Genomic DNA, 13,103 nt, shown 5'->3' with positions numbered 1-13,103 from the left:
CAGTGGGCGGGCCCGGGCAAGACCGAGAAGAACGTCGTCGGCATGCCGCTGATGCCGGTCTACATGGCCAAGGCCGGTGGCTTCTTCTTCCTGGTCTTCGGTCTGATCGCCGCCATCTCGGCGATCGCCACCATCAACCCGATCTGGGCGTACGGCCCGTACCGCCCCGACCAGGTGTCCACCGACGCCCAGCCCGACTGGTACATGGGCTTCTCCGAAGGCCTGATCCGCGTCATGCCGGGCTGGGAGGTCGGCCTGTGGGGCCACACCCTGAACCTGGGTGTCTTCATCCCGCTGATGATCTTCCCGCTGGTCCTGGTCTCGATCGCGGTCTACCCGTTCATCGAGGGCTGGATCACCGGCGACAAGCGCGAGCACCACATCCTGGACCGCCCGCGCAACGCGCCCGTCCGCACCGCGCTCGGCGCCGCCTGGATCAGCCTGTACCTGGTGCTGCTGGTCGGTGGTGGCAACGACCTGTTCGCCACCCACCTGCACCTGTCGATCAACTCGATCACCTACTTCGTCCGCGTCGGCTTCTTCGCGGTGCCGGTCATCACCTTCATCGTCACCAAGCGCTGGTGCCTCGGCCTCCAGCGCCGGGACAAGGAGAAGGTGCTGCACGGCCGCGAGACGGGCGTCATCAAGCGCCTGCCGCACGGCGAGTTCGTCGAGGTGCACGCCCAGCTGCCGCAGAAGGACCTGTACAAGCTCACCGCGCACGAGCAGGTCCAGCCGGTCGAGCTGCCGGCCCAGACGGACGAGAACGGCGTGGCCAGCAAGGCCGGCCTGCTCGGCCGCACCCGGGCCAAGCTGTCCCGCGGCTTCTACGGCGGCGGCGCCCAGATCCCCAAGCCGACCTCCGAGGAGCACCACGAGATCACCAGCGGCCACGGCCACCACTGATCCCGTACGCCCCGCAGCGTCACACCCGAGGGCCGCTGACCAGAGTTCTTCTGGTCGGCGGCCCTCGGGCTTTCCCGTCCCCCGTCCGCACCCTCCAGGAGCTCCCGTGCAGCTGTCCGTCGACCCCGCCGCCGCCACTCCCCCGTACGAGCAGATCCGGGCCCAGATCGCCGAGCGGGCCCGTTCCGGCGAACTGCCGACCGGGCTGCGGCTGCCCACCGTCCGGGCCCTGGCCGAGGAGCTGGGGCTGGCCGCCGGGACGGTCGCCCGGGCGTACCGGGAGCTGGAGGCGGACGGCGTGGTGGAGACCCACGGCCGGCGCGGCACGCTGATCGCGGCCACCGGCGACACCGCGCACCGGCTGGCCGCCGCGGCCGCCGCCGAGTACGCCGAGCGGGCGACCCGGCTCGGGCTCCCGCGGGCGGACGCGCTGGCCGCCGTGGACGCCGCCCTGCGGCTGGCCTACCAGGAGGCCTGAGAAGGCGCTCCAGGGGCCCTCAGGCCTCCGGGCGGATCATCCCCGAGGCGTGGGCCTGGGAGGACGGCGCGGTGGTGCTGACGGGCTGTCCGAGGGCGCTGTGCTTGACCCAGTCCGTCCAGGAGATGTTCCAGTCCCCGAAGCCGTTGCCGAACGGCTCCATGGTGGCGCCGCGGCTGTTCACCACCGTCACCAGGTCCCCCACCCTGGTGTTCTGGAAGAACCACTTGGCGTTCTCGGTGCTCATGCCGGTACAGCCGTGGCTGACGTTCTCCAGGCCCTGCGAGCGGACCGACCAGGGCGCCGCGTGGACGTACTCGCCGCTCCAGGTGACGCGGGTGGCCCACTCCACGTTGAGGTCGTAGAACTCCGAGCTCCCGGCCTTTATCCCGATCGTCTCGCCGTTCATCCGGACGGACCGCTCCTGGCCGAGCACCACCTTGACGCCGTTGCGGGTGTCGAAGCCGGGCTTGCCGGTGGTCACCGGGATGCTCCGGACCAGCTCGCCGTCACGGCTGAGGGTGAGCACGTGGGCGCCCGCGTCGACCACCGTCTCGACCCGGGCACCGATCCGCAGGCCCAGCGTGCTGCGGTCGCCGCCGTAGAGGCCGTCCTCGATCCGGACGCCGGTGCCGTCGAAGGCCAGCGAGACGGTGGTGCCGGCCGGCCAGTACTCCTGCGGGCGGAAGTGCAGTTCCTTGTCGCCCACCCAGTACCAGGCGCCGGTGACGGCGGGCTGGGAGCTGACGGTCAGGACGCGCTCGACCTCCTGGCGGGCCTGCGGGTCCTGCACCGCCTCGGAGAGCTGCACGGTGAGCGGCTGGCCGACGCCGTAGATGCCGCTGCCGGAGGAGTCCGGGCCCAGCTTGGCGGTGAGCAGGCGCTGGGCGGCGAGGGTGCTGAAGTCCGCCGTGGTGTCGCCGCGGCCGCCCTTGCCGTCGTCGGCGGCGATCCGCACCGAGTAGTCGGTGTCGGCCTTCAGCCGGCCGGTGGTCTGCCAGCTGTGCTGGTCCTCGGCGAGCTGACCGGCCACCACCCGGCCGTCCGGGCCGGTCACGGTGACGTCGGTGAGCCGGCTGCCGGGCACGGACGTCACCGTGACCGGCTTGGAGGGGTCGACCTTGCCCCCGCCCTCGGCCGAGAGGTGGACGAGCGCGGCCGCGTCGATCCGGTGGGGGCCGACCGCCTCGCCGCCGCCGGACGAGCAGGCGGCCAGCGGGGCCAGTACTGCGAGGGTCAGCGAGATGCCGCCGATACCTGCGATTCCGCGCCTGTCGGCCATGAAACGCCTCCGAGGGTCCGCACGATTGCTCAGATCGTAGGAACGAGGCTGGCCGAAGCGACATCGGAGCGACCCCGCGTTCACCCGGGTGAGTGGTTTCGTCACCCTGGAGACGCAACGGGGCCGATCCTCCCCGTGCGGGAGGACCGGCCCTGTCGCCGTCGGCGGAACCCGGGAACCTACTGGTTCTGGTTCTCGCCCCGGTAGAACTCGAAGACCCAGCCGAAGAGGCCGATCAGGATGATCGGGATCGACCAGAACAGCAGCCACCAGCCGAAGATCACTCCGAGGAACGCCAGCGAACCGCCGATCGCCAGGGAGAGCGGCTGCCAGCTGTGCGGGGCGAAGAAGCCCAGCTCGCCGGCGTCGTCCGCCACCTCGGCCTCGGGGTTGTCACCCGCGCCGCTGTCCACCCGGCGGGCGGTGAAGGCGAGGTAGTACCCGATGAAGGCGCAGAGCGCGAAGGCGAGGAACAGCGCCGTGGTGCCGGCCGCCTCGATCCCGTGCTCCGAGTGGTTGGTCCACAGGCCGTAGGTGACGGCCATCGCGAGGACGAAGACGGCCAGGCCGAGGAAGATCTTTCCCTGTTCCTTCATCAGACGTCGCCCTCCTTCTTGCCCTTGTCCAGCTTCGGGGCGTCGTACTTCGCCGGGGTCACGCCGGCGAGGTGCTTGGCCGGCTCACCGTGGTTCTCCAGGTAGTCCAGCGCGGCGATCTCCGGGTGGTGGAGGTCGAAGGCCGGGGATTCGGAGCGGATCCGGGGCAGGGTGAGGAAGTTGTGCCGCGGCGGCGGGCAGGAGGTCGCCCACTCCAGCGAACGGCCGTAGCCCCACGGGTCGTCGACCTCGACCTTCTCGCCGTACTTGGCCGTCTTCCACACGTTGTAGAGGAACGGCAGCATCGAGGCGCCGAGCACGAACGAGCCGATGGTCGAGACGGTGTTCAGCGTGGTGAAGCCGTCCGAGGCCAGGTAGTCGGCGTAGCGGCGGGGCATGCCCTCGGCGCCGAGCCAGTGCTGGACCAGGAAGGTGGTGTGGAAGCCGAAGAACAGCGTCCAGAAGGTGATCTTGCCGAGGCGCTCGTCCAGCATCTTGCCGGTCATCTTCGGCCACCAGAAGTGGAAGCCGGCGAACATCGCGAAGACGACGGTGCCGAAGACCACGTAGTGGAAGTGGGCGACGACGAAGTACGAGTCCGAGACGTGGAAGTCGATCGGCGGGGAGGCCAGCAGCACACCGGTCAGACCACCGAAGAGGAAGGTCACCAGGAAGCCGACCGTCCAGAGCATCGGCGTCTCGAAGCTCAGCGAGCCCTTCCACATGGTGCCGACCCAGTTGAAGAACTTCACACCGGTCGGGACCGCGATCAGGAAGGTCATGAAGGAGAAGAACGGCAGCAGCACCTGCCCGGTGACGTACATGTGGTGCGCCCACACCGTCACCGACAGACCGGCGATCGCGATGGTGGCCGCGATCAGGCCGGAGTAGCCGAACATCGGCTTGCGGCTGAAGACCGGGATGATCTCCGACACGATGCCGAAGAACGGCAGCGCGATGATGTACACCTCGGGGTGGCCGAAGAACCAGAACAGGTGTTGCCACAGCATCGCCCCGCCGTTGGCGGGATCGAATACGTGGGCCCCGAATTTACGGTCCGCCTCCAGGGCGAACAGCGCGGCGGCCAGGACCGGGAAGGCCAGCAGGACCAGCACGGCGGTCAGCAGGACGTTCCAGACGAAGATCGACATCCGGAACATCGTCATGCCGGGGGCGCGCATGCAGATGATCGTGGTGATGAAGTTGACCGCACCGAGGATCGTGCCGAAGCCGGAGAAGGCCAGACCCATGATCCACATGTCGGCGCCGACACCCGGCGAACGGACCGCGTCCGACAGCGGGGAGTAGGCGAACCAGCCGAAGTTGGCCGCGCCGTTCGGGGTCAGGAAGCCCGCCACCGCGATGGTCGAACCGAAGAGGTACAGCCAGTACGCGAACATGTTCAGACGCGGGAACGCCACGTCCGGGGCGCCGATCTGGAGCGGCATGATCCAGTTCGCGAAGCCGGCGAACAGCGGCGTCGCGAACATCAGCAGCATGATCGTGCCGTGCATCGTGAACGCCTGGTTGAACTGCTCGTTCGACAGGATCTGGGTCCCGGGACGAGCCAGCTCGGCGCGCATGACCAGCGCGAGGATGCCGCCGATCAGGAAGAAGGCGAACGACGTGCCCAGGTACAGGGTGCCGATCGTCTTGTGGTCGGTGGTGGTCAGCCACTTGATGATGGTCGAACCCGGCTTGCGGGTCCGCTGCGCCCCGACCGTGACGGCCCCGGCGCCCCCGCCGGCCGCGGCGGGCTCGTTGAGGATGGTCACTTCTCTTCACTTCCCATGGTCGTGATGCCGGAGGGCAACGCGCCGGTCTGGCCCTTGGCCCGGAGGTCCGCCAGGTGCTTGTCGTAGTCGGCGCGGTCGACGACCTTGACGTTGAACAGCATGCGCGAGTGGTCGACGCCACAGAGCTCCGCGCACTTGCCCATGTACTCGCCCTTGACGGTGGGGGTGACCTCGAACCGGTTCACCACGCCCGGCACGACGTCCATCTTCATCATGAAGTTGACGGGCCAGAAGTCGTGGATGACGTCACGCGAGGTCAGCCGGAACTGCACCGACTCGTTGACCGGCAGCCAGAGGGTCGGAACCTCCTTGGGCGTACCGACGTCGTACGCGGCGTCCTTGTTGGCCGGGTCGGGGTTCTCGGTGTTCTCGTAGTTGAACGCCCAGCTCCACTGGAAGCCGACCACGTTGACCGTGTGCTGCGGCTTCTCTGAGACGGCGATCAGCTTCGACTCGTCGCGGGCGACGAAGTAGAAGAGCACCGACACGATGATGATGGGGACCGCGGTGTAGAGCGCCTCGATGGGCACGTTGTACCGGGTCTGCGGGGGGACCTCCACGCCGGTGCGGCTGCGCCGGTGGAAGATCACGCTCCAGATGATCAGACCCCACATCAGTACGCCGACCACCAGCGCCGCGATCCAGGAGCCCTGCCACATCTGGAGGACCATCGGCCCTTCCTTGGTGACGGGGCTCGGGAGGCCAAGCCTGGGGAGGTCGTTGGCCGAGCAGCCGGTGGCGGTCGCGATGACGAGGCCCAGTGCCAGCGCCTGAGGCAGCTTCCGCCGCATCGTGCGCCGCGGCGAGCGGTCGGAGCCGTTGGGACTCACGTAGCGCCTTCCCGAAGTCTCGCCCGCCTTCGCGTCGCCCCGCGGAGGATTGTGAGCCTCCCCGGCGACCCGTCCACGGGCACGGTTTGAATGCTTATGCGGGCCAAACCCTACTCCAGCCTTATGCGCTCCTGACGGGCAGCCCCCGGTAACGCGCCGCCCGGTCGCCCGATCAGGCCCGGCAGGGGCTGCGCCGCAGGTCATCGTAGGCATTCGAGGTCCTTACGCCCGATCGGGGGATGACCTCGAACTACGCGGGTGACGGTCCGTCGGACGCGGACGAAGCGGACATTCGGGGTGATCGACTGACGGCCGGTAAGCGACGTCGTCGGACCGGAAAGCCTCCGGGTGTGTCGTTAAATGTGACCGTGTACTTCGATGCGGCCTCGACGGCCCCGCTGCACCCCGTCGCACGACAGGCGCTGACCGCCGCCCTGGACGAGGGCTGGGCCGATCCGGCCCGGCTGTACCGCTCCGGCCGGCAGGCCCGGATGCTGCTGGACGCCGCCCGCGAGACGGTGGCCGAGGCCCTGGGCGCCCGGGCGGACGAGATCGCCTTCACCGCGAGCGGGACGCAGGCGGTGCAACTCGGCATGCTGGGCGCGCTGGCCGGCCACCGGCGGCGCGGCGGCCACCTGGTGCACTCGGCGGTCGAGCACTCCAGCGTGCTGCACGTCGCCGAACGTCAGGAGGCGGGCGGCGGCACCGTCTCGGTGGCGCCGGTGGACCGCGGCGGCCGGGTCGACCCGGACGTGTTCGCCGCGCTGCTGCGCGCGGACACCGCGCTGGCCGTCCTGCAGAGCGCCAACCACGAGGTGGGGACGGTCCAGCCGGTCGGCGAGGTCGCCGGCCACTGCCGCGAGGCCGGTGTCCCGCTGCTGGTCGACGCGGCGCAGAGCGTCGGGCGGGTGGACGTCCCGGCCGGCTGGTCGCTGCTGACCGCCAGTGCGCACAAGTGGGGCGGGCCGCCCGGCGTCGGGGTGCTGGCGGTGCGCAAGGGCGTCCGGTACGCCTCGCCGCTGCCGGCCGACGAACGCGAGGGCGGGCGGGTGCCCGGCTACGTCAACGTCCCGGCGATCGTCGCCGCGGCCGCCTCGCTGCGGGCCGTCCGGGCCGAGGCCGCGCGGGAGAACGCCCGGCTCCACGCGCTGGTGGAGCGCATCCGGGCCCGGGTGCCGCAGCTGGTGCCCGAGGTGGAGGTGGTCGGCGACCCGGTGCGGCGGCTGCCGCACATCGTCACCTTCTCCTGCCTGTACGTGGACGGCGAGGTGCTGCTCACCGAACTGGACCGGGCGGGCTTCGCGGTCTCCTCCGGCTCCTCCTGCACCTCCTCCACCCTGACGCCGAGCCATGTGCTGGCCGCGATGGGGGTGCTCACCGAGGGGAACGTCCGGGTCTCGCTGCCGCCCGGGACGGCCGAGGCCGACGTCGAACGCTTCCTCACCGTGCTGCCGGAGCTGGTCGCCGGCGTCCGGGCGCCGCTCGGGCTGGACCTGCCGGCCCCGGAGCCGGAGCCGGCGGCCGGGCCCCTGCTGGTGATCGACGCGCTGGGCAAGCGCTGCCCGCTGCCGGTCATCGAGCTGGCGAAGCGGATCGGCGAGGTACCGGAGGGCGGCACGGTCGCCGTGCTCGCGGACGACGAGGCGGCCCGGCTGGACATCCCGGCCTGGTGCGGGATGCGCGGCCAGGAGTACGCGGGCGAGGCCCCGGCCGCCGACTACGGCGGCGACCGGGGCTCGGCCTACCTCGTCGTCCGGCGGACTACTTGACCAGGTGCGCGCGGATGTCCGCGGCGGCCTCGGCGCCGTAGGCGTCCTCGAAGCGCTTCAGGAAGGCGGTCGGGCGCAGCTCGTACTCCTGGGTGCCGACGGTCTCGATCACCAGGGTGGCGAGCATGCAGCCGAGCTGGGCGGCGCGCTCCAGGTCGAGCTGCCAGGACAGGCCGGTCAGGAAGCCGGCCCGGAAGGCGTCGCCGACGCCGGTCGGGTCGACCTTCGCCTCCTCGGCGGCGCAGCCGACCAGGATCGCCGCCTCGCCCTTGCGCTCGATCCGCACGCCCTTGCTGCCCAGGGTGGTGATCCGGGTGCCGACCCGGGTGAGGATCTCCTCGGCGTCCCAGCCGGTCTTGCTCTCGATCAGCGCGGCCTCGTACTCGTTGGTGAAGAGGTACGCGGCGCCGTCGACGATGTCGCGGATGTCGTCGCCCTCCAGGCGGGCCAGCTGCTGGGAGGGGTCGGCGGCGAAGGCGAAGCCGCGGGTGCGGCACTCCTGGGTGTGGCGGACCATGCCCTGCGGGTCGTCGGCGCCGATCAGGACGAGGTCGAGGCCGCCGACGCGGTCGGCGATCGGCTTGAGCTCGATGTTGCGGGCCTCCGCCATGGCGCCGGTGTAGAACGAGGCGATCTGGTTGTGGTCCTCGTCCGTGGTGCACATGAAGCGGGCGGTGTGCCGGGTCTCGGAGATGTGGACGGAGTTGCAGTCCACGTTGTTGCGCTCCAGCCAGCTGCGGTACTCGGCGAAGTCCGCGCCGGCCGCGCCGACCAGGATCGGGCGCAGCCCGAGCACGCCCATGCCGAACGCGATGTTCGGCGCGACTCCGCCGCGGCGGATGTCCAGGGTGTCGACCAGGAAGGACAGCGACACGGTGTGCAGCTGCTCGGCGACGAGCTGGTCGGCGAACCGACCGGGGAACGTCATCAGATGGTCGGTGGCGATCGAGCCGGCGACGGCGATACGCACGGGAGGTCTCCTCAGGATGGCTGCGGGGCCAACGGGCAAGCACGGGTGAACCCACACACGGTACCGGGCTCGGGGCGGGCGGCAGCAAGACCGCCGCAATCCGCCGGCCCGCAGTGCCATCGTGGCACCCGTCACCGTCGAACGTGTACTACCTCCGGGTAGCACTGGTGGGTGGGCCGAACCCCGGCCTAGGGTCGGCAGCAGGGGCCCCGCCGAGCCGGGCGGGCCCCGTCGTCGACCGTGGCAGTGCGGCCACGGCCATGGATCGGAGCGATGCCCGATGATGCCCAGCCACGCCCCGCTGCCCGCCCTCCGGACCGAAGCCGACGGCGAGAGCCTCGACGCGCTGGTGAGTTCGTCCCGGCGGCTGCGCCGGTTCTGGCCGCTGCTGGCGACCGGTCCCGAGCCGGCCGCGCCCGCCCGGGAGGGGTTCCGGGTGCCGTCCGACGCGCAGCGGCTGGTCGCCGGGATGGCCGAGTACGGCATGTGACCCGGCGCCCGCCCCGGCCCGGGGCGGGCGGAACCGAAGTGGAACCGGATCCGACCGGGTCACGTCACATCCGCGCGGAGCGGCCGAGCGGGCGGCACCGCTGAGCCCTCGGGAGGATGTGCAGATGGACCTGGAGACGATGCCCCGGCGCGGTCGGCGGGCGGTGGCCCTGGCGGGCCTGGCGCTGGCGGCGGTGGTGACGGTGGCCGGGTGCAACGGGGACGGCAAGACCTCGTCGGACTCGGCGGCGGGCGGCGCGGCCACGACCTCGGCGGGCGCGAGCGCCTCCCCGGAGGCCCCGGCGTCCTCCGGCGCCCCGTCCGCGCCGGCTCCGGCGGCGAGCCCGTCGGCCACGTCGGACCAGCCCGGCCAGACGCCGCCGACCAAGTGGGCCCCCACCGCGGCCTCGCCCGCCCCGGGGCAGCCGTCGACGGCCGGTTCCGGGGGCACTCCCCCGGGCCCCGGGATCGCGGTGGGCGAGCCCGACCCGGCCGGGTCGGGGGCGCGCCCGGCGGTCTCCTACCGGGTGGACGGCAGCAACGGGCTGACCGTCTACTTCTTCGGCGGGGTCTGCCAGAAGTACGCGTTGAAGGCGGACGAGTCGCACCCCGGCCGGGTGGACGTCAGGATCGTGGTGGCGGCGCCGGTGCAGCCCGGGCAGGTCTGCAACGCGCTGGCCAAGCGGCAGTCGGTGTCCGCCGATCTGCGCTCGCCGCTGGCCGGGCGGACGGTGACCGACCAGTCGAGCGGCCAGAACGTGCCGCTGGAGGCCGATCCGCACATGGGCCCGGACCCGGTCACTCCGGACGTCGCCCGCCAGTAGCCGCGACAACGGTGCGGAACGCGGAGGCGGCCCCGGGGATGATCCCCGGGGCCGCCTCCGTACTGCGGCTCGAACGAGCGTCGAGCGGTGCTGCCTAGCTGAACGAGTCGCCGCAGGCGCAGGAGCCGGTGGCGTTCGGGTTGTCGATCGTGAAGCCCTGCTTCTCGATGGTGTCGACGAAGTCGACGGTGGCGCCGCCCAGGTACGGGGCGCTCATCCGGTCGGTGACGACCTTGACACCGTCGAAGTCCTTGAGCACGTCGCCGTCGAGCGAGCGCTCGTCGAAGAACAGCTGGTAACGCAGGCCGGAGCAGCCACCGGGCTGGACGGCGACGCGAAGTGCGAGGTCGTCGCGGCCCTCCTGCTCCAGCAGGCCCTTGACCTTGGCCGCGGCGGCATCGGTAAGGAGGATGCCACTCTCGACGGTGGTCTCGTCCTGGACGGTCATCTGCTTTCTCCCGGTCTTTGACGACGGTTTGCCCCCAGTGCCAACCAACGGCCGTCCGGATTCATTTCCCGAACGGCGATTGTCTTCGTCGGCTTGCTGGTGGCGGAATTTCCGTGGGCCGGGTGTGCCACCCGCGTCCCCTACGTTCCCCATGCTCGCACAACCCGGGAGGGTGGGTCACCGCCCGAGCCGCGGAATCCGGGGAACCGGCCCCGGGCCGGGCCCGCGGACGCCAGGATGGTGGCCATGATCCTGCGCCAGGTCAGGGACACCGCCGCCGACGCGGAGGCCGTCCAGGAGCTCTCCCTCGCCGCGTTCGCCGATCCGGCCCTGCCCGGTCCGGCGCCCGCACCGACCCCGCTGCAGCTCGCCCGGACCAGACATCTGGCCCGCACCGATCCGGAGGGCTGCTGGCTGGCGGAGAGCGGCGGGGAGCCGGTCGGCGCGGTGCTGTCGATGCGCCGGGAGGGCCTGTGGGCGCCGTCGCTGTTCGCGGTCCGGCCGCAGGCGCAGGGCAAGGGCGTCGGGCGGCTGCTGCTGGAACGGGCGGCGGCACACTCGCGGGGCTGCCTGCGCGGGATGGTCTGCGCGTCGGCGTCCCCGGCGGCGGCCCGCCGCTACCGGCTGGCCGGGTTCACCCTGCACCCGGCGATGCGGCTGACCGGGCGGGTGGACCGGGCCGGGCTGCTCGACCCGGGGGACATCCCGGTGCACCGGGGCGGCGCCGTCCACCGGCACCTGCTGGACTCGGTGGACCGGCGGCTGCGCGGGTCCGCGCACGGCCCGGACCACGAGCTGATGCTGGGCCACTTCGAGGAACTGCTGATCGCCGACGCGCTGGCCGGCAGCGGCTACTGCTACCGGGACGGCGGCGAGGTGAAGCTGCTGGCGGCCACCACCAAGCGGATCGCCGCCCGGCTGCTGCGCGAGGCGCTGGCCCGGGTGCCGGACGGGGTCGAGGCGCGGGTGGAGTTCCTGACCGCCGAGCAGGAGTGGGCGCTGGACGTCGGCCTGGAGGTGGGGCTGACCCCGCGGAGCCGGGGCTTCGTCGGGCTGCGCGGGATGCGGCCGCCGGCGCCGTACCTGCCGAGCGGCGCCTTCCTGTGAACCCACGGGACGACGGGACGGCGGGGCCCCCGCCGGCTGGCTGCTCCGACGGGGGCCACGGGTCGCCGGGGGCCGATCAGGCCATGGTGTCCAGGATCTCCCGGACCATGTCCATCGTCGTGCCCGGGTGCAGGAAGGCGAAGCGGGCGACCGTCTCGCCGTCCCAGCCGGTGGGGGTGACGAAGCCGATCTGGTCCGCGAGCAGCTGCTGCGACCAGCGGTAGTAGTCCTCGTTGGTCCAGCCCTTGCGCTTGAAGCAGACGGCCGAGAGCTGCGGGTCGAACAACAGCTCCAGGTGGTCGGTGTCGCGGATGAGCTGGGCGGTGTCCCGGGCGAGCGTGAGGCCGGCCTCGATGGCGTCGGTGTAGGCCTGGGTGCCGTGGACGGCGAGGGAGAACCACAGCGGCAGGCCGCGGGCGCGCCGGGTGAGGTGGTAGGCGTAGTCGGTGGGGTTCCACTCGTCGCCCTCGGTGTGCAGGACGTCGAGGTAGGAGGCGTCCTGGGTGTGCACGGCCCGGGCGAGCTGCGGGTTGCGGTAGATCAGCGCGGCGCAGTCGAAGGGGGCGAACAGCCACTTGTGCGGGTCGACGACGAAGGAGTCGGCGTGCTCGATGCCGTTGTAGCGCTCGCGCACCGAGGGGGCGAACAGGCCCGCGCCGCCGTAGGCGCCGTCGACGTGGAACCACAGGTCCCGCTCGCGGGCGACCTCGGCCAGGCCCTTGAGGTCGTCGACGATGCCCTCGTTGGTCGTCCCGGCCGTGCCCACGACCGCGATGACGGTCTCCGGGTTCGGGTCGGCGGCCAGCGCGGCGCGCAGCGCCTCGCCGGTGAACCGGCGGTTCACGGTGGGGACCTTGAAGGCCTCGACGCCGATGATGTTGAAGGTGTTCTTGACCGAGGAGTGGACCTGGTCGGCGACGGCGATCCGCAGCCGCGCCTCCGGCCCGACGCCCAGCTTGCGGCGGGCGGTGTCGCGGGCGACGACGAGGGCGGAGAGGTTGCCCGCGGAGCCGCCGGAGACGAAGGTGCCGCCGGCCGAGGCGGGCAGGCCGGCGCGGTCGGCGATCAGGCGCAGCACCTGGTTCTCGGCGGCGATCGCGCCGGCCGCCTCCAGCCAGGAGATGCCCTGCAGGGAGGCGCAGGAGACCACCATGTCGAAGAGCAGCGCGGCCTTGGTCGGGGCGCACGGGATGAACGACAGGTAGCGCGGGCTGTCGGCGGAGATCACCGCGCGGGACAGCTCGTGGTCGTAGAGCTTGAGCACGTCGGCGGGGGCGTTGCCGTCCGCGTTCAGCAGACCGGCCAGTTGGGCGCGCAGGTGCTCGCCGTCACCGGGGTGGTCGAGCGGGACGGGGTCGTACTGCAGCCGGTCCCGCATGTAGTCGAAAACCAGGTCGACCAGTTCGTTGTCGGGCCGGTGCATGCGGTCGGGGGCTGCGGACACGGCTGTCCCTCTCGGCTGTGGGGTGTCGGGGGATGCCCGGTCGGCGGGGCGGTTCACCGCGTGGACCGGACGTGATCAGCGTAGGCAGCGGGAGGGGTTCGCCGCGCGTCGGAACCCGGCTGGTCAGGCAGCTTTCGGGCGTCTTCGGGCCGGTCCGCGCAGGA

At 71.7% G+C, this 13,103-nt stretch carries 13 protein-coding genes; 6 read left to right on the top strand and 7 right to left on the bottom strand.

Features of this window, described 5'->3' with window-relative positions:
* Both ACIO9K_RS26585 and ACIO9K_RS26580 read left to right on the top strand, forming a co-directional pair.
* Positions 1–906 (top strand): cytochrome b N-terminal domain-containing protein (locus ACIO9K_RS26585; protein WP_363622243.1); only part of this gene is annotated, 906 nt, incomplete at its 5' end.
* Positions 907–1,012: 106 nt separating this feature from the next.
* Positions 1,013–1,384, top strand: a complete 372-nt coding sequence (locus ACIO9K_RS26580) for a GntR family transcriptional regulator (protein ID WP_063347288.1) — start codon at positions 1,013–1,015, stop codon at positions 1,382–1,384.
* 19 nt (positions 1,385–1,403) lie between these two features.
* On the opposite strand, the gene ACIO9K_RS26575 is transcribed toward ACIO9K_RS26580, so the two are convergent.
* The 4 genes from ACIO9K_RS26575 to coxB form a co-directional block, all read right to left on the bottom strand.
* Complete coding sequence (locus ACIO9K_RS26575) at positions 1,404–2,666, bottom strand: Ig-like domain-containing protein (RefSeq protein ID WP_400333639.1); 1,263 nt, start codon at positions 2,664–2,666, stop codon at positions 1,404–1,406.
* Positions 2,667–2,845: 179 nt separating this feature from the next.
* Positions 2,846–3,262: a cytochrome c oxidase subunit 4 gene (locus ACIO9K_RS26570; RefSeq protein WP_063347290.1), complete on the bottom strand. Its 417-nt coding sequence runs from the start codon at positions 3,260–3,262 to the stop codon at positions 2,846–2,848.
* The gene (ctaD, locus tag ACIO9K_RS26565; RefSeq protein ID WP_063347291.1) at positions 3,262–5,037 is read right to left on the bottom strand and encodes a cytochrome c oxidase subunit I; all 1,776 of its coding nucleotides are present in this window, start codon (positions 5,035–5,037) and stop codon (positions 3,262–3,264) included. Before ctaD ends, ACIO9K_RS26570 begins: the two co-directional genes overlap by 1 nt.
* On the bottom strand, positions 5,034–5,888 hold the full coding sequence (gene coxB, locus ACIO9K_RS26560; protein ID WP_350886343.1) for a cytochrome c oxidase subunit II: 855 nt from the start codon (positions 5,886–5,888) through the stop codon (positions 5,034–5,036). Before coxB ends, ctaD begins: the two co-directional genes overlap by 4 nt.
* Before the next feature lie 368 nt (positions 5,889–6,256).
* On the opposite strand from coxB, the gene ACIO9K_RS26555 reads away from it, so the two are divergent.
* Complete coding sequence (locus tag ACIO9K_RS26555) at positions 6,257–7,657, top strand: cysteine desulfurase/sulfurtransferase TusA family protein (protein ID WP_400333634.1); 1,401 nt, start codon at positions 6,257–6,259, stop codon at positions 7,655–7,657.
* Here ACIO9K_RS26555 and ACIO9K_RS26550 read toward each other — a convergent pair.
* Positions 7,650–8,627 (bottom strand): carbohydrate kinase family protein, encoded by a 978-nt coding sequence (locus tag ACIO9K_RS26550; protein ID WP_363622249.1) that lies wholly within the window; start codon positions 8,625–8,627, stop codon positions 7,650–7,652. The genes ACIO9K_RS26555 and ACIO9K_RS26550 overlap by 8 nt on opposite strands.
* A gap of 280 nt (positions 8,628–8,907) precedes the next feature.
* Here ACIO9K_RS26550 and ACIO9K_RS26545 point away from each other — a divergent pair, with 280 nt between their 5' ends.
* Entirely contained in the window at positions 8,908–9,117 is a 210-nt protein-coding gene (locus ACIO9K_RS26545; RefSeq protein WP_350886337.1) for a hypothetical protein, read from the top strand.
* A gap of 124 nt (positions 9,118–9,241) precedes the next feature.
* Entirely contained in the window at positions 9,242–9,940 is a 699-nt protein-coding gene (locus ACIO9K_RS26540) for a hypothetical protein (RefSeq protein WP_400333631.1), read from the top strand.
* 94 nt (positions 9,941–10,034) lie between these two features.
* Here ACIO9K_RS26540 and erpA read toward each other — a convergent pair whose 3' ends face one another.
* On the bottom strand, positions 10,035–10,388 hold the full coding sequence (gene erpA, locus ACIO9K_RS26535; protein ID WP_030391519.1) for an iron-sulfur cluster insertion protein ErpA: 354 nt from the start codon (positions 10,386–10,388) through the stop codon (positions 10,035–10,037).
* Positions 10,389–10,634: 246 nt separating this feature from the next.
* Here erpA and ACIO9K_RS26530 point away from each other — a divergent pair, with 246 nt between their 5' ends.
* Positions 10,635–11,495, top strand: coding sequence for a GNAT family N-acetyltransferase (locus ACIO9K_RS26530; RefSeq protein ID WP_363622255.1), 861 nt, complete (start codon positions 10,635–10,637; stop codon positions 11,493–11,495).
* 76 nt (positions 11,496–11,571) lie between these two features.
* Here ACIO9K_RS26530 and ACIO9K_RS26525 read toward each other — a convergent pair whose 3' ends face one another.
* Entirely contained in the window at positions 11,572–12,939 is a 1,368-nt protein-coding gene (locus ACIO9K_RS26525; protein ID WP_244293334.1) for a pyridoxal-dependent decarboxylase, read from the bottom strand.
* Positions 12,940–13,103: the final 164 nt, after the last annotated feature.

Origin of the sequence: Kitasatospora sp. NPDC087271, from assembly GCF_044744605.1 — a bacterium.
Classification (GTDB): domain Bacteria; phylum Actinomycetota; class Actinomycetes; order Streptomycetales; family Streptomycetaceae; genus Kitasatospora.
The sequence above is the reverse complement of the archived record's forward strand: the minus strand, read 5'-3'. Positions and strand labels throughout refer to the sequence as shown.

Coding starts and splice junctions, on each gene's coding strand:
- ACIO9K_RS26575 (WP_400333639.1), bottom strand. CDS start 2,666: ATGGCCGACAGGCGCGGAATCGCAGGTATCGGCGGCATCTCGCTGACC.
- ACIO9K_RS26570 (WP_063347290.1), bottom strand. CDS start 3,262: ATGAAGGAACAGGGAAAGATCTTCCTCGGCCTGGCCGTCTTCGTCCTC.
- ACIO9K_RS26545 (WP_350886337.1), top strand. CDS start 8,908: ATGATGCCCAGCCACGCCCCGCTGCCCGCCCTCCGGACCGAAGCCGAC.
- ACIO9K_RS26540 (WP_400333631.1), top strand. CDS start 9,242: ATGGACCTGGAGACGATGCCCCGGCGCGGTCGGCGGGCGGTGGCCCTG.
- erpA (WP_030391519.1), bottom strand. CDS start 10,388: ATGACCGTCCAGGACGAGACCACCGTCGAGAGTGGCATCCTCCTTACC.
- ACIO9K_RS26530 (WP_363622255.1), top strand. CDS start 10,635: ATGATCCTGCGCCAGGTCAGGGACACCGCCGCCGACGCGGAGGCCGTC.